Origin of the sequence: Lentzea nigeriaca (assembly GCF_016907955.1) — a bacterium.
GTDB classification, from domain to species: domain Bacteria; phylum Actinomycetota; class Actinomycetes; order Mycobacteriales; family Pseudonocardiaceae; genus Lentzea; species Lentzea nigeriaca.
Map to the genome: position 1 here is coordinate 1 of NZ_JAFBCX010000022.1, position 20,073 is coordinate 20,073.

General features: G+C 66.6%; 18 protein-coding genes and 1 pseudogene. 7 read left to right on the top strand and 12 right to left on the bottom strand.

Annotated elements, in window-relative coordinates; genetic code table 11:
• Positions 1–259: 259 nt before the first annotated feature.
• Positions 260–1,059, top strand: a pseudogene (locus tag JOD27_RS40035) (IS5 family transposase).
• A gap of 222 nt (positions 1,060–1,281) precedes the next feature.
• On the opposite strand, the gene JOD27_RS40040 reads toward JOD27_RS40035, so the two are convergent.
• Positions 1,282–1,971, bottom strand: coding sequence for a M15 family metallopeptidase (locus JOD27_RS40040; protein ID WP_204767594.1), 690 nt, complete (start codon positions 1,969–1,971; stop codon positions 1,282–1,284).
• Positions 1,972–2,437: 466 nt separating this feature from the next.
• Between JOD27_RS40040 and JOD27_RS40045 the strand changes: the two genes are divergently transcribed.
• Both JOD27_RS40045 and JOD27_RS40050 read left to right on the top strand, forming a co-directional pair.
• A complete protein-coding gene (locus JOD27_RS40045) occupies positions 2,438–2,737 on the top strand; it encodes a hypothetical protein (RefSeq protein WP_204767595.1) in 300 nt (99 codons plus the stop codon).
• Between the two features lie 7 nt (positions 2,738–2,744).
• Positions 2,745–4,196 carry a hypothetical protein gene (locus JOD27_RS40050; protein WP_204767596.1) on the top strand — a complete coding sequence of 484 codons (1,452 nt, stop codon included), beginning with the start codon at positions 2,745–2,747 and terminating at the stop codon, positions 4,194–4,196.
• A gap of 617 nt (positions 4,197–4,813) precedes the next feature.
• Here JOD27_RS40050 and JOD27_RS40055 read toward each other — a convergent pair.
• From JOD27_RS40055 to JOD27_RS40065, 3 genes are read right to left on the bottom strand one after another with little or no spacing between them, the layout of a single operon-like run.
• Positions 4,814–5,200: a hypothetical protein gene (locus JOD27_RS40055; protein WP_204767597.1), complete on the bottom strand. Its 387-nt coding sequence runs from the start codon at positions 5,198–5,200 to the stop codon at positions 4,814–4,816.
• Positions 5,184–6,020 (bottom strand): hypothetical protein, encoded by an 837-nt coding sequence (locus JOD27_RS40060; RefSeq protein ID WP_204767598.1) that lies wholly within the window; start codon positions 6,018–6,020, stop codon positions 5,184–5,186. Before JOD27_RS40060 ends, JOD27_RS40055 begins: the two co-directional genes overlap by 17 nt.
• Positions 6,021–6,053: 33 nt before the next feature.
• Positions 6,054–6,212 (bottom strand): helix-turn-helix domain-containing protein, encoded by a 159-nt coding sequence (locus JOD27_RS40065; protein ID WP_239571266.1) that lies wholly within the window; start codon positions 6,210–6,212, stop codon positions 6,054–6,056.
• Positions 6,213–6,646: 434 nt separating this feature from the next.
• Between JOD27_RS40065 and JOD27_RS40070 the strand changes: the two genes are divergently transcribed.
• From JOD27_RS40070 to JOD27_RS40080, 3 genes are all read left to right on the top strand, one after another.
• On the top strand, positions 6,647–7,885 hold the full coding sequence (locus tag JOD27_RS40070; RefSeq protein ID WP_204767599.1) for a PQQ-dependent sugar dehydrogenase: 1,239 nt from the start codon (positions 6,647–6,649) through the stop codon (positions 7,883–7,885).
• A gap of 547 nt (positions 7,886–8,432) precedes the next feature.
• Positions 8,433–9,092, top strand: a complete 660-nt coding sequence (locus JOD27_RS40075; protein WP_204767600.1) for a helix-turn-helix transcriptional regulator — start codon at positions 8,433–8,435, stop codon at positions 9,090–9,092.
• Positions 9,093–9,124: 32 nt separating this feature from the next.
• A complete protein-coding gene (locus JOD27_RS40080; RefSeq protein ID WP_204767601.1) occupies positions 9,125–9,646 on the top strand; it encodes a DUF3291 domain-containing protein in 522 nt (173 codons plus the stop codon).
• Positions 9,647–9,818: 172 nt separating this feature from the next.
• On the opposite strand, the gene JOD27_RS40085 is transcribed toward JOD27_RS40080, so the two are convergent.
• From JOD27_RS40085 to JOD27_RS40115, 7 genes are all read right to left on the bottom strand, one after another.
• The gene (locus JOD27_RS40085; RefSeq protein ID WP_204767602.1) at positions 9,819–10,313 is read right to left on the bottom strand and encodes an LppP/LprE family lipoprotein; all 495 of its coding nucleotides are present in this window, start codon (positions 10,311–10,313) and stop codon (positions 9,819–9,821) included.
• Between the two features lie 29 nt (positions 10,314–10,342).
• Complete coding sequence (locus JOD27_RS40090; protein ID WP_204767603.1) at positions 10,343–13,636, bottom strand: WD40 repeat domain-containing protein; 3,294 nt, start codon at positions 13,634–13,636, stop codon at positions 10,343–10,345.
• Complete coding sequence (locus tag JOD27_RS40095; protein WP_204767604.1) at positions 13,633–14,859, bottom strand: hypothetical protein; 1,227 nt, start codon at positions 14,857–14,859, stop codon at positions 13,633–13,635. Before JOD27_RS40095 ends, JOD27_RS40090 begins: the two co-directional genes overlap by 4 nt.
• Positions 14,856–15,941, bottom strand: a complete 1,086-nt coding sequence (locus JOD27_RS40100) for a nucleotidyltransferase family protein (protein ID WP_204767605.1) — start codon at positions 15,939–15,941, stop codon at positions 14,856–14,858. The genes JOD27_RS40095 and JOD27_RS40100 overlap by 4 nt, the downstream gene beginning before the upstream one ends.
• A 298-nt stretch (positions 15,942–16,239) precedes the next feature.
• On the bottom strand, positions 16,240–16,482 hold the full coding sequence (locus JOD27_RS40105; RefSeq protein WP_307830605.1) for a hypothetical protein: 243 nt from the start codon (positions 16,480–16,482) through the stop codon (positions 16,240–16,242).
• Entirely contained in the window at positions 16,475–17,398 is a 924-nt protein-coding gene (locus JOD27_RS40110) for an NADP-dependent oxidoreductase (RefSeq protein ID WP_204767606.1), read from the bottom strand. The genes JOD27_RS40105 and JOD27_RS40110 overlap by 8 nt, the downstream gene beginning before the upstream one ends.
• Before the next feature lie 34 nt (positions 17,399–17,432).
• A complete protein-coding gene (locus JOD27_RS40115; protein ID WP_204767607.1) occupies positions 17,433–17,936 on the bottom strand; it encodes a nuclear transport factor 2 family protein in 504 nt (167 codons plus the stop codon).
• A 115-nt stretch (positions 17,937–18,051) separates the two neighbouring features.
• Between JOD27_RS40115 and JOD27_RS40120 the strand changes: the two genes are divergently transcribed.
• A complete protein-coding gene (locus tag JOD27_RS40120) occupies positions 18,052–18,948 on the top strand; it encodes a LysR family transcriptional regulator (protein WP_204767608.1) in 897 nt (298 codons plus the stop codon).
• A 285-nt stretch (positions 18,949–19,233) separates the two neighbouring features.
• On the opposite strand, the gene JOD27_RS40125 is transcribed toward JOD27_RS40120, so the two are convergent.
• A complete protein-coding gene (locus JOD27_RS40125; protein ID WP_204767609.1) occupies positions 19,234–20,073 on the bottom strand; it encodes an NAD(P)H-binding protein in 840 nt (279 codons plus the stop codon).

A 20,073-nucleotide genomic window follows, 5' to 3' on the forward strand; every position in this document is an offset into this window, starting at 1 on the left:
GGCCGGTTGACCCCCATCGAATACGAAGCAATCATGACCACGCCAGCCAGTCAGGCTGCGTGACTACAACTGTCACCTACTCGTGCAGCAGACCCGGCAGCCGCAAACGAGGGAGCGCCTCGCCAGGCACCTGGACCGAGTCTGGCCAGACACCGGTCGTGAACCAAGCTCTAAAGAACTCCTAACAGAATGATCTTGGAATAGGTTTGATCATTGCTGTGTTGACCTTGGTGTGAGGAAGGGTGAGCAGCTTCCCTGGATCGTGTCCGACGAGTTGTGGTCGCGGATCGAGCCGCTGCTCCCGGTGGTCCCGCGACGCGCGGATCATCCGGGACGCAAGCGGCTGGACGACCGCAAGGTGTTGTGCGGCATCCTGTTCGTGCTCTACACCGGCATCCCGTGGGAGTTTCTGCCGCAGGAGCTGGGTTTCGGCTCAGGGATGACGGCCTGGCGGCGGTTGCGGGACTGGCACCAGGCCGGTGTCTGGCAGCGGCTACACGAGAACCTGCTCGCCCGAACTCAACGCCGCGGACGCCCTGGACTGGTCGCGGGCGGTGATCGACGGCTCGCACGTGCGTGCCCTCAAGGGCGGCCCAAAACCGGGCGAGCCCGGTCGACCGTGCCAGAACGGGCTCGAAACACCGCCTGATCACCGAAGGACACGGCATCCCGCTGGCCGTGTCCTTGACCGGTGGCAACCGCAACGACCTCACCCAGCTGATGCCGCTGATCGACCAGATCCCGCCGGTGCGCGGCAAACGCGGCCGGCCCCGGTTCCGTCCTGACGCGCTGTACGCCGACCGTGGCTACGACCACGACAAGTACCGCGCCCTGGTCCGGGACAAGGACATCACGCCTGTGATCGCCCGCCGTGGCAGCGAGCACGGCTCCGGCCTGGGCGTCTATCGCTGGGTGGTCGAGCAGACCTTCGCGCTGCTGCACTGGTTCCGCAGCCTGCGGATCCGCTGGGAGATCCGCGACGACATCCACGAAGCCTTCCTCAGCCTGGCCTGCGCCATCATCTGCTGGCGGCGCCTGCGCAACCTCTCATTGAGTTAGGAGTTCTTAGTACTTCCCGGAGAAGGCGACGTGACCACATCTGTTTGCTCCGAACGCACGCTCATGCCGATGATCGGGATGTCGGGTCGAGTCGATGGACCCGAGCCTTCGCCTGCCGCCGTCGTGGCGCCCCAGACCGCCGCCACCCCATCCGGCGGCGATCCGGGGCGCTGTTCACGTTACGCGGTGCCACGCGCCGCAGCGACCGCTTCTCAGCTGGTGTCAGGGCTTTTCGAAGTGCTGGTAGTCGATCGGGGTGTCCCAGAAGCCGCCCCACGTCCAGCCGCGCGTGGTGAACGCCTGCTCGGTGGCGTCGCCCGCGTGGATCATGCCGGGCACGTTCTGGGTGCGGTCGACGTAGGGCGCGCCGTTGGGCGGGTAGACCGCGCCACTGCGGGAGATGTAGGGGTTCTGCACGGTGTTGACGTCGATAGCCCGCCCGTAGGAGTGGTTGGACCAGGCGGTGCCGCCGGTGATCGCCCGGCAGTTGAACGCCGAGGTGTTGTTCGCCGCCATCGACGCGTCGTCGTCGGAGTCGTACTTCTCGATCGTCTCCATCCGCTGGATGGGGAACCGGCCGAAGTACAGGTCGGCGAAGACGCGGGCGACCTCGGTGGCGAGATCGGCGTTGACGACCAGTTCGCCGCGGTGCACGGCACCGTCGAAGCCGACGAAATTCAGGCTGACCAGCCGCAGCTGATCGGGTCCGACGGGGCAGCCTTCGCGCCAGCTGGAGGCGAGCCGCTTCGCGGTGACCGGCTTGATGACCGCGACGTAGGGCGGGAGGCTGCTGCCGGCCGGCGCGGCGAGTTCCACGGTCTGGGCAGTGGCGGCGGGCACCGGCGCGGTACCGACCAAGACCGCGGACAGAGTGAACGTGATGAGCGCAAGAACTCTGGTGCTCAACCTCAAGATGCTTCCTCTCGATCTCTGCTACGACAGCGCAGGACTCGCCGTGGTTCGAGCAACCCGCGGCGTTCGTGCGGAATCACCTACCGGGCCACGTAGTAGAAGCAGCTCATCGACGACAATCGTCAGTGGACTGTTCCGGCTGCTCACGCCGACCGCGCGAAGAAGCCCTCGGGATCGACCCTGCCAGCGGTGTGCGAACAACGTCAACTTCGCTGAAACGTTTCGACTCTGCCCAAAACGTCCGGTCGTGCGAGAACCGGGGCACACCGAGGCCGGCAGTCCCTCGTGTGCTCGGGACAGGGCCGTCGGGATGGGATCACGTTGTCGTTCCGACACTGCCTCGGAGGTCCCCACGGGCGACGCGCCGGTACTGCTCAGTGAGCAGAGCGCCTTCGGCGACGGCGGCCGTAACGCGCTCACGCCCCGATTCGATCTACTGGCCGACAAGGTCAAGAGGGTGGGTTGCATGAAGGTCACGGTTTTCGGTGAGGTCCCCAACCTGCGGTTGCTTGTCCGCGAACTGCGCGAACGACCCGAACTCGACGGTCAAGAGCTGACGATCACCAAGGCCCCGGCGGGCAACGACAGCAAGCTCCGCAACGCCGACTGGGCTTCCATAGTCGTGGACCTCGGTGTCGGGCTCGTCAGTGCCGCCGTGTACGAAACGGCAAAGACAGCCGTGAAAGCCGCGGTTCAGCGGGCCAAGCGCCGAGGACAGGTGGAAACCCGAGGACTGGAAGACGACGGTCCCGCAAACCCGGAGTGATCCAGTCATGGCCTTCGCAGCACCGATGCTGCACGACAGAGGCTGTGGGTGGCACCTGGACCTGCGCAGCCACATCATGTTCAGCCCTGACAACCTCGAAGGCTCTGATATCGCGCGGGGTTTCTGGAAAGCGACCTACCTGCACGAGACGGCGCACTGGATGCGCTACCAGTCTTCGACGATCGGTTTGCTGCTGACACTGTTGCAGCGCGCCAAGGCCATCACCGCGATGCGCGCGTTCAGCGAGCTCCCCCAGCCCTCGCGCGTCGACCTGATCCGCCGTTTGCGCTCGGGCTCTCCAGTCTGGTCCACCGAGCGGGGATTCGACCCGAATCACCTGGGCGAGGACTTCGCGCTCATGGGCCAGTCGTGGCTGGACCTGCAGGTCGTGTTCACCCTTTTGTTCGACGCTAACGGAATCGACGGGATCGCCTGGCAGTACGACGAAGCGCTCGGTTGCGCCCTGTCGGACGCGTGGCGGGCCGCGGCCTCGTTCCCCGGCATGCTCTCCCATCCAGGCAATGCCGTCGCCGACCACCTGTGCCGGGATCGCCCCAAGATCGACTCGCAGACCGGGCGGACGATCACAACCCGGTCGCTCTGGGAGTGCGCGTCAACCCTGGACGAGCTGCGCACCAACGGACTTACCTCTGACGACGGGGCGCAGCTGACAGAGTTGGTGCGGTACAAACTCGACGAACCTGAATACGGCGCACCGTGGGCTTGGGCCAACAGCCAGTGTGCGGGAGGAACCACCCCGGACATGTTCCAACTGGTCGTTCACCTGGCCATGAACCCACCCCTCCCGTTCTGGGACACCTCAACTACGGCGACATCCTGGGAGGACCTCTACCCACCTGCCCGGTTCGCACGGCTCTACCGCACCGTGGCCGAGAACTCGTTCTTGCACGAAATGGTCGTCCGCTCGCGGGCTCCGGCCGGGCTGCTTGAAGAGATCGCATCCCTCTCCGGCGTCCCGGTCGGCAAGGTTCCGGGGGTCCCCGTCTTCGACGTCGGCTCGCACCCCGCAGTCGCACAGCCCACGGCCGGCGGCCACAACGCCGTGGTGAAGAACGCCCTCACCTTGAGTCATCTGCTCGACGAATCCCCGCTCGAGGCCGTGTGGCCGACGATCGAGAGCGTGCACGTGCACGACGGCGACGACTGGGGCCAGTGGCTGGCCGCCATGCAGTCGCGTGTACGATTCACCGCGCCGATCCTGATGAGCTTCACCGACGGGCACTATTCCGCAGGCTCGGTCGAGCCGGTGCTGAGTGACGTGGACATGGCGGCGTTCGTGCGCGGCGCATGGGGGTTCTGCGTGTTGGACGAGCTCATCCAAGGGCGTCCCTCCGCTGCGGCCGCACAACTGTTCCTCCCTCGCGACTTGCGCATCGAGACGTCAGTGGAGAAGTTCATCGACAGATACGTGTCCGACCCTGGAGCACCGTTGTGGTAGGCCCTGACCATCGCGCTGTCCACAAAGGATGATCGTTGGCAAGCACGGACCGAGGCACCAGACGACCACATGTCACCACTCGGCACCTCATCGTTCGCGGAAGTACGAACATCCGCTCATGCCGCTGAGCGCGTGGGCCAGCTACAGACAGGCCAGCGCCGATGAGCCTTGGGAGCACGGTGTGGGAGCAGATTGGGAGCAGCTCCGCGCGTTGAACATGCCGGAACGGTCCTCAATGGACCTGAACGGACCCGCGCCGACCTGCAAGAGTACTGTTCTCGCAGCTCAGCGCGGTTTCCGTACCATAGTTCACACCGAAGAGGTCACTGGTTCGATCCCAGTATCGCCCACACAAACCGGAGAGTCTCTGATCTGCACAGATCAGAGACTCTCCGGTTTTCTGCGTGCCGAATGCGCCGAATCCCGGCCTGTTGCACCCGAAATTTGCACCCGAACCTCGTCTTCCAGTCACCGATTTCAACCCGAGCACGTCACCGGGTAGAAGTCCAAGCCACCTGGGTCGCATCTTCCCCACGAGACGCTCTGCAGCCGGGGGCGCAGCAGGCCGGGCCGGTGGAGCAGGCGCGGGAGCTCGCGGTGCACCTGGGCTGGTGAGGTCAGCTGGTGCTGCGACGGTCGAGGCTCGACCGCCGCAGCACCGGCGTCTCGCCCACCTCGATCGGGCGGTGCTCCATTCCTCTCACCTCTCCGGGGAACTGGCTGAGGCACCACAGGTCCTGGGTCTCGAAGTACCACTCGGTGTGCTGCAGACCGTCGGTGCCGCCCCAGGTGCGGGCGTACCGCCTCTCCACGCCGTGCCTCAGGCCGAGGAAGTACGGCTTCCTGCACTCCCAGTAGAGGAAGCGCCCGTCCGCTGGCCCGCGATCGAGGTTCTCCAGCACCTGGACGAGCTCCGCGGCCCTCTCCGCGTCGATCTCCACCCGCTCGCCGACGCCCCGGAGCGCGCACCCGTCCTCCCTGCGCGGTTCATGCCAGTAGGTCACGAACGTTCTTTCGGTGGTGTAGCCGAACTTCTCCGCCTGGACGTGCACCACGCGCAACGGACTCCCGTCGTCGTCGAGGAAGGCGAAGTACGCCTCGTGCTCCCCTGCGGGAAGAGGCGTCCAGGGACGTGAGCAGGTGCTCGAGCACGGGCATGCCGAGGCGCGACTGGTGCCCGACGCGCACCCACTGGCGGTTTTCATCGTAGAGCTCGTATAGGTGCAGGCCGTACCTGTCGACCACGTCGGCGAACTCGCGCAGGAGCAGGTACGGATCGCGCGGATCAGGGCGCAGGTGGTTCACCACGGCGAAGTGGCGGATCTCGGCGTCCCCGAACACCCTGCGCGCCTGTACCTGTTCGAACCTCTTGGAGTCCTCACCGGTGATGCGGACGAGCCGGCCTTCGACCGGCACGACCTTCCACGAGAGGTCCTTCGTGTAGGACAACCGCAGCCGCTCTCCTGCCAGCTGCTCGTGTACCGCGGTGAGCGGGTAGTCGAACGGGTGCCCTTCGGCCTCGACCGCGAAGTGGAGGTACGGGTCGCCGTAGCCCTCGATCGCCAGCGCACGCTCGGAGGTGTTGCGCGGGTCCCAATTCTCGTCGTCCAGCGACGGCAACGGGCCGATGCGCGCGGTAATGCTCTCCGCTTCGGTCTCGGAGATCCGCGTGTTCACGAACCACTCGCGGTACCGCCTGTCGGCGACCGTCCATCCGCGCGCGGGGTTGAAGATCTCTTCGTGGTCGCCGTCGATCCGCATCACCGCTCTCGGACCGGCTTCCGGATAGTGCGCATGGGCGGTGAGAACGACGTGGTACCGCATGTAGTCCCCCAGACTGTATGCCGGTGCCCAGAACTACCACAGAGCGAAAAATTGCTCCGGAATTCGGCCAAACGTGCCGGGGTGGGTCCGCCGGCGCCGAGCCGCGTACACGCCCGCCTCGGTGCGGCGGTCGAACACCAGCTTGTGCAGCAACGACGACAGGTAGTTCTTGACGAGCTGAAAGGGCGCCACTCCGGCGCAGCAACAGCTGCTGATCGATGAATTCGTGCGACGACACTCCTCCGGTCGAGACTGCGTGCGCTCGGCGCAGGTCCAGCCCGCGCACGTACCCGGAACACGCGATCTGTCCCCGCCGACGTTCCGCGTGCAGGAGGCTGCGGCCGCTCCGCAATCCGCCGCTCCGACCCCTCGATCTCTGAACGCCCGAACCGTGTCCGGGTGGCCAGGACCGTTGAGGTGACGGAGGCTGTCGGCCCCGGATGACGTTCTCGCCGAACGGCGATGGTGAGCCCTCGGGAACGTGGTCGCGTCATTGCCGCCCTGTCGTTCTCGTACTCCTTCTGCGACCAGAGGGGCAAGACGGCGGCTCGATGCAGTCGGGAGGTCGCGGTACTTTGGGAACGCTCCCAGACGTGTCCTTCACACCCCTGCTTGAGGAGCCGAACATGTCGCGACTGCGTTGTCGCCCGGCCGCCCTGCTGGCCGGCCTGCTCGTTCTGGCCTTGTCCGCGTTCCCGTCACCTTCGTTGTTGGCGGATGGCACCGCCGCAGCCGGGACGTCCCAGACTCGCGCGGTGCCGCTCGCCGAGTTGACCGTGGTGTCCGAACGGGTGGCGTCCGGTCTGCGGCGCCCGATCGCGATCACCGGCCTGCCGGACGGACGGATGCTGATCGCCGAGAAGGACGGCACCGTTCGGGTCTACCACCCTGACACCGGCTTGGCGGCCGAGCCGGTGCTCGACCTGACCGCCCGGACCGACACGTCGGACAACGAGCGCGGCCTCCTCGGCATCACTCCCGCGCCGGACTTCGCGCGGACCGGGATCCTCTACGTGGCCTACACGAGCCTGCCTGCAGGTACGCTCACCCTTGCGCGCGTGCCCCTCGGCGCCCCGGACCGGCTGCAAGTGCTGCTTACCCAGGCACACGCCGAGTACGGCAACCACAACGGCGGACAGGTCGCCTTCGGCCGCGACGGTTACCTCTACTGGTCGACGGGCGACGGCGGCCACGCCAACGACCCGTTCAAAACCGGTCAGGACCTCGGCACACTTCTCGGCAAGATCGTGCGGATCGACGTCAAGCGCGCGTGCGGGGCACTGCCTTACTGCGTACCTCGCGGCAATCCATTCGTCGGTGTGCCAGGCGCGCGGCCGGAGATCTGGCTCTACGGGCTGCGCAACCCGTGGCGGTTCTCCATCGACCACGTTGACGGCTCGCTGTGGATCGGTGACGTCGGCCAGGGCCTGGTGGAGGAGATCAACCACATCCGACCGTGGCAGGGCGGGGCGAACCTCGGCTGGTCCTGCCGGGAAGGCACCCCGGTGTTCGACCCGCAGCAATGCCGGCCGGACGTTCGATACACCGACCCGGTCTTCGAGTACGACCACTACAACGACAACTGCTCGGTAACCGGCGGCGTGGTGTACCGAGGGTCCCGGACCCCGGAAGCACGGGGTACCTACGTCGCGAGCGACTACTGCTCAACCCGTGTGTTCGCCGTGCGCCCCAGGCTCGACGGCGGCTACGACACCGCCACGATCGGCAACTTCCCCACCCAGCCGACCGCGATCGGCACCGACGTGCACGGTGAGCTGTACGTGCTCAGCGATCTCCCGGGATGGCTGAACCGAGTGCGGTTCGAGCGGGTGCGGCCGGCCCTTGGCGGGGTCTCGAACCGCTGAAGTCCAAGAGCGATCTCCCGCATCCGCGGGACTTCGGGACGGCCCCGTCCGAGTGGCCGTCCCTGCTCATCCCGATGCAGGTCACATTGCGCGCTTTCCTGTTGTGACCGAAGACCGCGGCGCCGGGCCCGCCGATCCCAGCCGTGACTCCTGCGCGCAAGCAGCCCTACATCCGCTACTGCCGCTGAGCGTGTACGCCAACCTCAGCCGAGACAAGGCCGATGAGCCTCGGGAGCACGGAGTGGGAGCAGATCGGGAGCAACTCCGTGCGTTCAACGTGCCAGGACGGTCCTCAAAGGACTTGAACGGACCACGCGTACAGCGATCACAGCACAGGTGAGCACTTAGCAACTCTGGGAGCAGAGGACATGACCGCATCTGTCTGCTCCGAACACACTCATGCCGATGTGCGTACGGCAGGGTGGTCACTGTTCGTTGTCGAAGGCGCTGGCTCAGCACCGCCGTGGCGGCCGTCGCGGGGACGGCATCAGCATGGCTCGTCACCACGGATTCTAACGGAAACCTGCGTTGTTCTTAGAATGGTGGAATGGAGGACATCGAGGCGATCGTCGTGCTGCAGGACCCCATCCGGCGGCAGCTGTACGAGTACGTAGTCGCCCAGGACCACGAGGTGAGCCGGAACGAAGCGTCCGAGGGCGCCGGGATCGGCCGCACGCTCGCCGCGTTCCACCTCGACAAGCTCGTCGACGCCGGGCTGCTCGCCACCGAGAGCCGGCGACTCACCGGGCGTTCGGGCCCAGGCGCCGGGCGGCCGGCCAAGCTCTACCGCCGGTCCGGCGCCGAACACCACGTCTCGGTCCCCGCCCGGGACTACCGCACCGCCGCCGACCTGCTGGCCGAGGTGGCGGACGGCGCCCGGCTGGATGTCGAGCTACGGGCCGCTGCCTGGCGGGAAGGACGGGCCGCGCGGGTCGCCGCCGGACCGATCGAGGACCTCGACGCGGTGCGAGCCGTTCTGTCCGGGCGCGGCTACGAGCCGCGCACGGAAGCGGGCGGCACCGTCCTTCGCCTGGTCAACTGCCCGTTCCACGTCCTTTCGGAGCGGCATCCCGCGCTGATCTGCGGCATGAACCTGGCGCTGCTGGAAGGTCTCCTCGAGGACACAGAAGGGTTGCGGGCTCGCCTGGATCCGCAGCCCGGGATGTGTTGCGTCACCGTCGAGAGTTCTAAAAATAACGACGATTGACATAGAGGAGTGAGGATGGTGAGGTGGGTGGCATGGCCGGACACCACCTCGCCCAGCTCAACGTGGGCACCTTGAGACATCCACTGGACGACCCGCGCACGCACGGCTTCACGTCGATGCTGGACACCTTGAACGATGTCGCCGACCGGTCGCCTGGGTTCGTGTGGCGACTGGTCGGCGACGGGAGCAACGACGCCACCGCGATCCAGACCAGCCTCGGCGCGGACGTCATCGTGAACATGTCGGTCTGGGAGAGTCGCGACAGCCTGTGGGACTACGTCTACCGCAGCGGCCACCTGGACGTGCTCCGGCGCCGCGCCGAGTGGTTCGAACTGCCGAGGACGGCGTTCCAGGTGATGTGGTGGATCCCAGCCGGCCACGTGCCCACCGTCGAGGAGGCGGTCGAGCGGCTGCAACATCTGCGCGCGCACGGCCCGTCGCCCAGCGCCTTCGGGTTCAGGGACACGTACACGCCCGAGGACGCGGGTCTCGGCGTCGTAACCACCGACGGACACGACCAAGGCCCAGACCGCCGGCTGAGCGCCACCGGGTGACCAGCGCCGTCCGATGCACGACCTCGACGTCAGGGCTGAACGATCAACTTCTCCAGCCTGTCAACACACTCTTCTGCCGCCGAGCGTGCACGGCCAGCGGAGCAGGCGACATGACAGCATCTGTCAGCTCCGAACACACGTGGTGAGTGCAGCGACCAACCGGACTGAAGCTTCATCGCGTCTCGGGGTTGTTGGGATCGGCTGGGATCGGTGGAGTGAAGGTGAGCTTTCCGTCGACCATGCGACCAGTGTGCTTTCGCTGTTCGCCGCTGGGGCAACATCCTGCGTCTCCAACCTTGTACTGCGGGAACTGCAGGATGACTTCCTTGCCGCTCTGGTTGATGATTTCGACGATCCCGGCATCGATGGCGCCGACCCTGGTGGGTCCGTCGTAGATGAAGACGCGGTGGCAGCGTCCATTGACGCTGCCCGTGCAGAGGCCGTCGAAGGCACGCAGAGGACCGGTTTCCGGCACCTCGGGCGAGAACACGGTGAAGCCCTCTTTGCGGATCACCTCCAACACCTGGTCGGCGTCGAACTCCGACGTCGGCCTCGCCACGGACGGGGTCGGCGAAACCGACCAGCCTGACGCGGTAGGCGCCGTGCTCTGGCCTGCCGTGGGCACGCTGCAACTCGCCACGAACATGAGTACCGCAAGCAACGCCATTCTGGTCAACACATTCTTCTCCTGGCAGGTCAGCAGGGATCGAGGAGCCATGGCGCGGCCATATGGGTGCGCGCTCGATCGTGGGCAGCGGATGTCATCGCACACACGGATGATTGCCATTCCGACGGATCGGTCGGGACGATATCGATCAGGTCGTCGCGCACCACGGCCATCTGGGAGCCGTCCGACGACAGCACGACCTTGCGTGGTTTGGCCCATTGGGCGTCGACGGGTGTGTCGTCCCAGATTCGTTGGCTGTCCTCGGCGAAGCCCCACTTCTTCAGCACCGTGGGCCAACCGTGGAGCACCTGGGCGCCGCTCGCGGAATCACGGGACAGTTCGCTCAGAATCGGGCGACCCTCGGGGCGTTCGACGGTCCCAGTCGACAAGTCGAGGTTGATGGCCGACGTCGACGTCAGCACGACGGCCGTGTCCGGGCCATCGAACAGGATCCCCTCAGTCAGGCCACCGGGGAAGGGCCCGTAGGCCGTGCCGATCTGCTTGGTGTCGACGTCGATCAGCTGCATCCCGGAGCCATCCGGCGTCGGCAGCGCCACCTGGTGCGTTCCTGGGCGTGCGGACACGATCATCCTCAGGGTTTCGCTGGCGCCGGACAGGTTGATGACCTGAGGCTGTCCGGTATCGGCCTGAAGCGGGTACACGACAAGCCGGCGTCCCGTGCGAACGACCAAGCGTCCGTCGTCGAGCGTAGTGACGTCGATGTCCCGGTTGTCCTCCAACCCGGCACCTGGCACGACGATCTCGGTGCCCACGGGCTCCAGGTCGGGAAGCGTGAATCTGCGTATCTTGTAACCGCTGTCCCGATCATCCATACCGGCGACCGCAAGCCGGGATCCATCCGGCGCCACGTTGAAGGTCGCCGTCGTGCGGAACGGAAGGCGCTGCGTCGCGACGACGTCTCCGTCGGTGTCGAATTGGTTGAGTTCACCGTCTTCCCGCAACGCCAGCAATGATCCGTCACCGATGAACTGCGCGAATCTGACGTTGGCGCCGCCTTGCTTGTGTTCAGGCAATCGTGTGACGCGCACGCTCAGGCTGTCGTAGGAAGCCAGCACGTTCGCTGTCGCGCTCAAAGCGTACGGTCCGCCGACCGGTGCGGTGGTGAGGCCCGGCGGCGTCGGGCGCTCCCGGCCGGGCACCGACGTCCAGTAGGCCGAGCCGTCGGACACCAGCAACTTCGGCTGCTGGGGCTTGAGTCGGCTGTCGACGGGCACTTCGACCTGGAGCAGACGCATGCCGGCCAGGGAAACACGATGCGTTCCACACGGCATCCCCATGGAGAACTGGGGAACAGGCTGCCGCGTGACCGGCTCCAGCAAGCTCAACTTCAGGCCGTCGCACCGTGCGAGCACAGTGCGCGGCCCGAAGAGCATGCTCTCGTTGTCGTAAAGGGGAAGGCTGTCGTCGTGGCGGATCTCGCGCACGGTGTCCTTGGCCGGATCCCAAGCCAGCCAGCCGAAATAGGTACCGAGGCCCTCTGTGATCAGCACACCGTCTGCGGTGAATCCCATCCGGTCCACCGTCACGTAGGTGTCCTGGAGGACCCGATCGCGGGACTTTCCGGTCGCGATTTCCCACAGCCGCACACGTCCGGAGTTCGTCGCGGCCGCTGCGATCCGTTGCCCGGTGGCGTCGAAGGACAACGCCTTCACTTCCCGTGCCGTGGCGTCCGTGCTCTCCGGACCGTCCCAGGCGGTCAGAACGGCCCATGAAGCGGCGTCGTGCAACTGGATCCGACCACGCCGGTCACCTGTCACCACCTGGTCCCCGGCCTGGCTGACCGCGACAGCCGAGATGCCACCTTCTACAGCCACCACCGTCGGTGGGGACGAACCGACGTTCCACACCACCATGCGTTGATCCTGTTCCAGCACCACGACCCGCTTGCCGTCGGCGGCGAGCCCGAGTTCTGCCGCGGGCGTGCTGGTGGGCAGAATGGCTGTCGAGCCGTGGTTGTCGAGCTCGGCTGCGAGCAATGCCCGCACAGTGTCAGGCCTCGTGCTGGCCGATTGCGCGGCAGCGGTCAGCACGAGCGACGTGGCCTCGTCCTTACCGCGCTGCTCACCCGCGGTTGCCAGCAGATCGCCGGCGACGCTATCCATGAGTCGTGGAACGAAAATAGTGCTCGCCACCGTCGCTGCCGCAGATGCGATCACCAGCACCACAGCGCTGAAGATCGTAAGAACTCGGCGCCGCGCCCAGCCGCGTGCCTTCTTCGCTGCCTCCGGCCAATTGTCGACCGGGTGAAGTTCGGCCACGCCGGAAGTGGCCGCCAAAGCCTCCTCGATGTCCGATCGGGGCAGTACGACGCGCATCTTGTCTGTGACAACGCTGAGCTTCTGCGCGTAACCCTTCACCCCGAGGATCTTGGTCGGCTGTTTCGCGTTCACAGCTCCGACGATGGCATTCGCTGGTTGAAGCCTCCTGACGGTCAGGGGACCCCGGATCCGGCGACTGAGCCGCGCGTGTTCGTTCAGCAACACCGTGAACGCCGCTCCCAACGACGGTCCGACGATCCTGTTCACCGGCCCCGCGCTGTCCGCGACCGACCAGAACACGGCGTGCGTGAGCTTCTCGCCTGCCAGCTGCCAAGCCGAGACAAGCGCCGCGTGGAATTCCTCGTCGAACGAGGCGAGCGCCATCTTCGACGGATCCGGGATCAGACCGGCCGGCAGATCGCGGCGGTAGCGGAGGCGAAGCTCCGCACGTTGCCCGTGCTGGCTGAAGTCGAGGAGCACCTGCACCGCCGGTCCGACCTGAACCTTGGTGGTCTCTGTGTGCAGAGCCCCCGCGAGCTCCAGCAGCCAGGCCAGCACGAGCGGGTCCAGTTCTCCAGCAACCGCAAGGCGTTCAAGCACCTCGCGACGATCAGAGGGAATGTCTTTGTTCACCTCGTGCACGACCCCGCTTGGCACGTGCATCCCGGATTGGTTCAGCCAACGCCGGAAGACTTCCAGGTGGCTGCTCGCCTCCTCCACGTCCACCAGAACAAGCCCCAGCGCTGCCAATGCGCGTCCACTGTGGACAAGGATTCCATCGTGCTGCGAGTAGGGATCACCAGTCAGCGTCGGGACGCGACTGTGTGAGCCGTATGCCTCAAGCACGCGGTGTGCAGCGAGATCACCGTGCACAAGCTTCGTCAAGCCGGCTTTATCGCCGGCTTTCACCAACTCCTTCACCACAGCGAGGTAGCGGTGGTTTGCGTCGACCAGCTGCGCACCTCTCGACATCACGGTCTCGGTGGAAATCTCCTGCTGTAGCAGCTCTTCTACCTCGAGGATGGCCGAATCAGCTTCGGTCACCGCGACTCCTCGTACTGCCGGACTGCCAGCCGAATCGGGTGCAGGTCGGGCAAGGTGTTCGCGATCCGGCTCCATCGCTTTACACTGGAAGTGCTCGCGTAGAGCGACCCCAGGAGCCGCTCCGGGTGTTCCCCCGCCATGTCGTCCACTGTCACGGGCACGCCGTCACAATCGAAATCGGACCAGCCAGGACGCAGCGGGAACTTCAGAAAACCGACCAACTGCCCGTCCTCTGGTTGCAGGTTCACCCAGTAGAACTGCTCTTCGGCACCCTGGCGGACCACGCGGAGCCGCGCGAAGACATCACCCCAAGGACCGAAACGCCCTTGGACAGGCTTGGGCAACCGAAGCAGAACCCTTACCTCGCCAGCCTGGTTCTCATTGACGCGAATCGAGAACTCGCCGTCTGCTGCAGAAGCGGAATGTTCCCTGACTTCCCGACCGTTCGCCGCGGCTTCCAAGACGGAGTTGAGGCGGATCCTCATCCTCGGCCCTGACTCGCCTGTGAGCCGAGCCCCGACCACTCGTGCGGTGTGCCGCAGAAGTGGATCCGCTGCACCGATCTCACGCACGAGCGACCCCAGTCCCGAGAGAGATGCCGAAGGGATCCGAGAAAGGGACAGGTGCAGCAGGCTCTCCAGAAGTCCTGCAGCACCCAGCCGCGCAACGCTCTCATCCTCTGTGCGCAAACCGTGGTCCAGTTGCTCAAGCGGCCCGGTCAAGCCTCGAACCGCCGGCGTCAGCCAATGCCGCATCTCAACGAGCTCGCCGACCCCGTCGCCGCGGAGGGTGCCGAGCAACGACTCCACCGCACGATCCAGAAGGTCCCAGGGAAGTATCGAGAAGGCGCCATCCTCCGGCGTGCCCTCGTCAGCGAGCCGCTGCATGAGCCAGTAGCGCAGCGGAAGCGCCGCGTCGCGGAAGTCGTCCAGATCCGGGCTGACGTGAGGCCAGCCCCGTTCGACGCGTGCGACGGCGTCGACAACGTCCGGTGTGGCCTGGACAGGACGGCCATAGTCGTCCAGCTCGACCGCGGTCGATTCGCCGTTGGACAGTGCAAGCACGTGCATTTCGTTCCACCGCAACGCCTCACGTGTCCATCCGGCGGCGAAGCGGCTGAAGGCCCGTGCGTCAGCGCGGTCTTCACCGTCGTTGACCTGACTCAGCACTCCATTGTCGACATAGGAGATCCAGGCGCTCAGAGGTCGATGCACACCAGTCATTTCGCGCCTCCGATCAGGGTCATCAGCAGATCACGACCGGGCTGCACGAGGCGCTCCGTGAACCTGCGGTGTTCGTCAGCTTCCAGGCTCACGTTCGTGCGGTACATATCAGTGAGCTTCCGCCACTGCTTCGAGGTAAGCACCTGACACAGGTGCGGGGAAACTCGTGAGAGCCACGAGTTCAGTCCGCTGACATCAGGTGCCGGCAGGTCCTTCCACCGCATCGCGAACTTCAGCGCCCGTACCAAGACCTCGGCTTGCGCGAACGCATCGCCGGTCGCCTTGAGCGCCACGAACTTCCGTTCGTCCGCCAGCAGGTCGTCGACCCCGGAGCCGCAGGGGTCGAGCACGTCGTGGTTCCCCAGGTCGTAGAACAACGCGTTGAACGTGAAGTCACGTGTCCGGACGTCCTCCACAAGGCTGCTGCCCACGGCCGGGAACCGGAACCCCGTCACACTCAGGCCGCGGTACTCGATCAAGCGCTCTTTGGAGCCCGGCGCGGTCACCGCACACACCAACGATCCTGGCGTCACCGTTTGCCGGAACTCACTCATGCGCGTCATGCGCCGCGATTGGTACAGAATGTCGCTGAATCGGCCGGCAGGAACCGTGCCCGAGAGGTCGAGATCGTTGATCTGCCTCTCCGGCACGCCACTGACGAGATCGCGCACCACACCACCCGCCAGCCAGAGACGATGTCCTGTGGCGTGCACGGAAGCGAACAGCACCCTCGCGACCGGCTGCCACGCAGCACCAGGCAGATCCAGCAGCGCTTCCACTCGATGAGGGAGCGTCGGTTCCAGCGCTGCCGCCGAGCGCACCTGATCGGCAGAAAGATCGTCGGGAGGCATCAGGGCGCACGCCTCGGCGCCATCACAGCTCTGGGGCACCCCTCGCTCGGGAGGTGAATCAAGACCCTCCTCCCCCACCAACACCAGCTTGTCGTCCAAATGCGTGGATGGCACGTCGCCACCGCGGGAACTCCAGGCAAAACCCGCCACCTTGTCGCCGTTGATCACGTCACCGGCAAGTAGAGGGCGCACCGGGGAGAAGCGGCTTCTGACGGCGTCATCGGTCGTCATCGAGCACTCCGAGCAGATTTCTCGGACACCAGGAAAGCGTTGAGCGAAGGTCAACGCACGTCACGAAGTGCCGGGGTGTCCGGAGGGTGGGCAGGTCGCCGCACCTGCTCTCACCACGCTGGGGTGAGCAGATCAACATAGCAAAGAACCGAAGCGGCATGCGTGGTTGATCGGCAAACCCGTTGAACCGTTACCACAGCAAGAACTTTCTTTGCCAGCAGGAATATTGACCTTCCGCACCACTCCGCCGCCCGCTCCGCCTAGATGACTGATTCCAAGGGTTTGTGGTCGTAGGCGGTTAACGACCGCGCATGACCGGCTGCTCGGTCTTGTCGTTGTGCCGACCACCCAGCAGCAGGAAACCACCGAAGGCGACCGCGTACGCGCTGACCACCCACTGCGGAGTCTGCGCCGAGAAGCCGGGGGCATCGCTGATCTCCGGCAGCGCGACGTACACGATGTCGTAGTCGACAGCGATGATCAGCTGCGCGAACGCCAGCAGCGCCAACGCCGCCGGCGACCGCTGGAACCGGTCAGTCATCGTCGACCGCCTTGAGCACGATCTTCCCCGGAACACCGCTCCTCTGCTTGGCGAAAAATGCCTGTCGGGCGTCCGGCAGTGCGAAGGTGGCTCCGACGAACGGGCGGAGCCGCCCGGTCCGGACGCGGTCGGCGAGCTCGGTCAGCTGCGTGCGGTCGGGCTCGACGATGAAGTACACCGCCCGTCCACCGGACACCGCCGGGGGCGGCGCCGAGATCGACACGAGCGTCCCGCCGGGCCGCACGACGGCACCCGAGCGGGCGAGCACGTCACCGCCGACCGTGTCGAAGACCAGGTCGGCTCGACCGGCTTCCTCGAACCGGCGCTGGTCGAGGTCGACGAACTCGTGCACGCCCGCCTCGATCGCCACATCCCGGTGGGCGCCACGGCCGGTGCCGATCACGTGCGCGCCGGTGTCCCGCGCGAGCTGGACGGCCAGGGTCCCGACCCCGCCGCCCGCGCCGTGGACGAGCACGGACTGCCCGGGCCTCAGCTGCCCGTGGGTGAACAGCGCCTGCCACGCGGTCAGCCCCGGCATCGCCAGCGCCGCCGCGGCCACGTGGGTCACCGTGTCGGGCAGGACCGCCAGATCGCGGGCCTCGGCGGAGAAGTACTCGGCCGCCGCCCCGTCGCGGTGCCGGTCAGTCAGCCCGTACACGCGGTCGCCGACCCGCAGCCCGGTGGTGCCGTAGCCGACCGCGGTGACCACTCCTGACACTTCGTGTGCCGGAACGACCGGTGTCCGGTCCCGGCCGCCACGGTCCACCCAGGTCACCGGCCAGTCCAGCTCGCCTGGGGTGAAGGAGGCCGCGTGCACCCGCACGACCACGTCACCGACGCCCGCGTAGGGCTCCGGCGCGTCCTCGTACACGAGCCCCTCCGGACCGCCCGGCTGGTGGATTCTGACGGCTTTCATGTGCCTTCCTTTGTTGTTCGGGGTTCGGAGGGGGTCAGCCGGCGAAGATCGTGGCCGGGTCACCGGTGAACCAGGCGTTGTCGATCCGCATCCGGTGGATCAGCCAGCGCCTGCCGTCCCGGGCCAGTTCGACGTCGTAGGGGTTCTTCAACAGCGCGAACACCCCGTGATCGGCGGTCAGCAGGTGCTTGGCCTCGACGAGCGCGGTCAGCCGCGCGGTGTCGTTCCCGACGACGACACGCGTGTTGGTGACCTGGTGCGTGGTGTCCACCCGGCCGGTGAACAGGCCGAGGATGGTGGTGACGATCGTGTCCCGGCCCGCCATCAGCGGTGGCCGCGCGCCCCACTTCGCGGCGGCAGGCCGGAAGTCGAGCTCGGCATCCGCGGCGAAGGCCGACGCGAACAGCGCCTTGTCCTTCAGGTCCTGGCCGAGGGCGAAGCGGTGGAGCGCGTCGCCGATCTCGATCCGGTCCCGCAGTTCCTGCACGACTGCCGCGCCGCTCTCGGCGGCCAGAGCGTGGTGATCGGTGACGTACATCCTGCTCCTTTGTGGACTGGTTTCCGACATCTCCAATCTCCGGTGGCCCAGCTGCCGGAACAACGCCGATGTGTGCCACGATCGTGAAGCCACGCTTAACGATGTGAGGAGGGGCATGCTGGAGCGGCACGAACTGGAGGCGTTCCTGACCCTGGCCGAGGAACTGCACTTCGGCCGCACGGCGGAGCGGCTGCGCGTGTCCACCGCCCGGATCAGCCAGGCGATCCGCAAGCTGGAACGCCGGGTCGGGGTCCCGCTGTTCACCCGGACCAGCCGCCGGGTGGAGTTGTCCCCGGTGGGACGCCGGCTCTACGAAGACCTCCGCCCGGCGTGGACCACGATCACCACCGCACTCGCCTGGGCGATCGACACCGGCCGCGGGTTCACCGGGACCCTGCGGGTCTGCTTCACCGGCGCGGCCGCCGGCCAGCTGCTGGTCGGCGCCACCGAGCGTTTCGGGCAGCGCCACCCGGACTGCGAGGTCCGGATCCGCGAAGCCCAGCTGGGGGAGCTGATGCCGTGGCTGCAGGGCGGGGAGGTCGACATCGCGCTGGCGACCTTCCCGGTGCGCGAACCAGGCATCGACAGCGGTCCCGTGCTGGTGTCCGAAGCCCGCTTCCTCGCCGTCCCCACCGGCCATCCCTTCGCCGGGCGCGACTCCGTCTCCGTCGAGGACCTGGCCACGGTCACGATGCTGCAGCTACCGGACACCCTGCCCGAATCCCTGCGCGCCGACCGCACCCCGGCGACCACCCCGGCCGGCCACCCGATCCGCACCGGCCGGTCCGCCGCCACGTTCCAGGAAATGCTCACCCTCATCGGCGCCGGACACGGCGTCTTCCCGGTCGGCGCCAACGTGCGGCGCTACTACGCCCGCCCCGACGTCGCCTACGTCCACCTCCACGACGCACCACCCCTGCAGTGGGGCATGCTCTGGCGCACCGACAACGCCACCGCCCGCGTCCGTGCCTTCAGCGACGCCGCCCACGACCTCATCTCCGCACACCGCTGACCGCGGCTCTCTTCCGCGCCCGCCAGGCGAATGCGGCGCAGCATGTGCGAGTGCACACGGCGTGTTCTTGCCCGAGCATCGTCTCGGCGGCCCACGCGGTCGCGCACCAGACTTCGAGCAGCACGAGGACGGCTCGTACAGCTTGATCGACTTCGACCGGCCCGAATAGCCGCTCGTCGACCGCACACGCAGCACACGTGCTCACTCATGCCGAGTACCGGATGTCAGGGTAGGTCTGGACGGCTTCGTTCCAGGCGCGATCGCAAGGTGAGCGTCCGTGGCGCCTCAGCGAAAGTCGTTCGCGTGGTCTTCGGCCCACTGCGCGAACGTGTGGGCAGGACGACCGGTGACGTCCGCGACGACGGTCGACACCTGTGGCGGCGCGATGGTTCCAGCCTGCCATGCTGCCAAGATCGCGTCGATCCCGATGGGCGGCATGGTCTTGCCGAGTTCGACGCGTGCCTGTTCGACCGAGATCGGCTCGAGGGTGATCTCGCGACCGACGGCGGCACCGATGTGGCGTACCTGCTGCCGGATGGACAGTGACTCGGGCCCCCACACGGGGTAGGCGCGGCCGCGATGCCCCGGCCGGGTGAAAGCGGTCACCGCGAGCGCCGCCAGGTCCTTCTCGTGAATGGGCGCTGTCTGCGCGTCCGGGTAGGGCACCCGGACGGTGCTCTCGTCGCGGATCGAGTCCCGCCACCACCACAGGGTGTTGGTGGCGAACATTCCCGGCCGGATGAATGTCCATGCCAGGCCGGAGTTCTCGAGAGCGGACTCGACGGCGATGTGCGACCGGGCGATGGGGTTGTGCGCGGCATCCGGGTGGAGGACGGACCCGGACGACAGGAGGACCACGTGCTGGACGCCGGCGGACTCGGCCGCCGTCACGAAGCCGTCGATTCCCTCCGGCTTGGCGTAGAGGAACACGCGCTGCGCACCGTCGAGAACGGCAGGCAGGGTTTCCGGGCTCTCCAGATCGGCCGTGACGACTTCCGCTCCAGGCGGGAAGCCCGTCGGGAGCGGCTTCCGGCTCGTCAACCGAACCTTCTCACCCGCCGAACTCAGACCCGCCGCGACATTGCGACCGACATTGCCGCCGGCGCCGAAGACCACTGTGACCAT

Coding starts and splice junctions, on each gene's coding strand:
- JOD27_RS40045 (WP_204767595.1), top strand. CDS start 2,438: ATGAAGGTCACGGTTTTCGGTGAGGTCCCCAACCTGCGGTTGCTTGTC.
- JOD27_RS40050 (WP_204767596.1), top strand. CDS start 2,745: ATGGCCTTCGCAGCACCGATGCTGCACGACAGAGGCTGTGGGTGGCAC.
- JOD27_RS40060 (WP_204767598.1), bottom strand. CDS start 6,020: ATGCGGTACCACGTCGTTCTCACCGCCCATGCGCACTATCCGGAAGCC.
- JOD27_RS40070 (WP_204767599.1), top strand. CDS start 6,647: ATGTCGCGACTGCGTTGTCGCCCGGCCGCCCTGCTGGCCGGCCTGCTC.
- JOD27_RS40075 (WP_204767600.1), top strand. CDS start 8,433: ATGGAGGACATCGAGGCGATCGTCGTGCTGCAGGACCCCATCCGGCGG.
- JOD27_RS40080 (WP_204767601.1), top strand. CDS start 9,125: ATGGCCGGACACCACCTCGCCCAGCTCAACGTGGGCACCTTGAGACAT.
- JOD27_RS40085 (WP_204767602.1), bottom strand. CDS start 10,313: ATGGCGTTGCTTGCGGTACTCATGTTCGTGGCGAGTTGCAGCGTGCCC.
- JOD27_RS40095 (WP_204767604.1), bottom strand. CDS start 14,859: ATGACTGGTGTGCATCGACCTCTGAGCGCCTGGATCTCCTATGTCGAC.
- JOD27_RS40100 (WP_204767605.1), bottom strand. CDS start 15,941: ATGACGACCGATGACGCCGTCAGAAGCCGCTTCTCCCCGGTGCGCCCT.
- JOD27_RS40105 (WP_307830605.1), bottom strand. CDS start 16,482: ATGACTGACCGGTTCCAGCGGTCGCCGGCGGCGTTGGCGCTGCTGGCG.
- JOD27_RS40110 (WP_204767606.1), bottom strand. CDS start 17,398: ATGAAAGCCGTCAGAATCCACCAGCCGGGCGGTCCGGAGGGGCTCGTG.
- JOD27_RS40115 (WP_204767607.1), bottom strand. CDS start 17,936: ATGTACGTCACCGATCACCACGCTCTGGCCGCCGAGAGCGGCGCGGCA.
- JOD27_RS40120 (WP_204767608.1), top strand. CDS start 18,052: ATGCTGGAGCGGCACGAACTGGAGGCGTTCCTGACCCTGGCCGAGGAA.
- JOD27_RS40125 (WP_204767609.1), bottom strand. CDS start 20,073: ATGGTCACAGTGGTCTTCGGCGCCGGCGGCAATGTCGGTCGCAATGTC.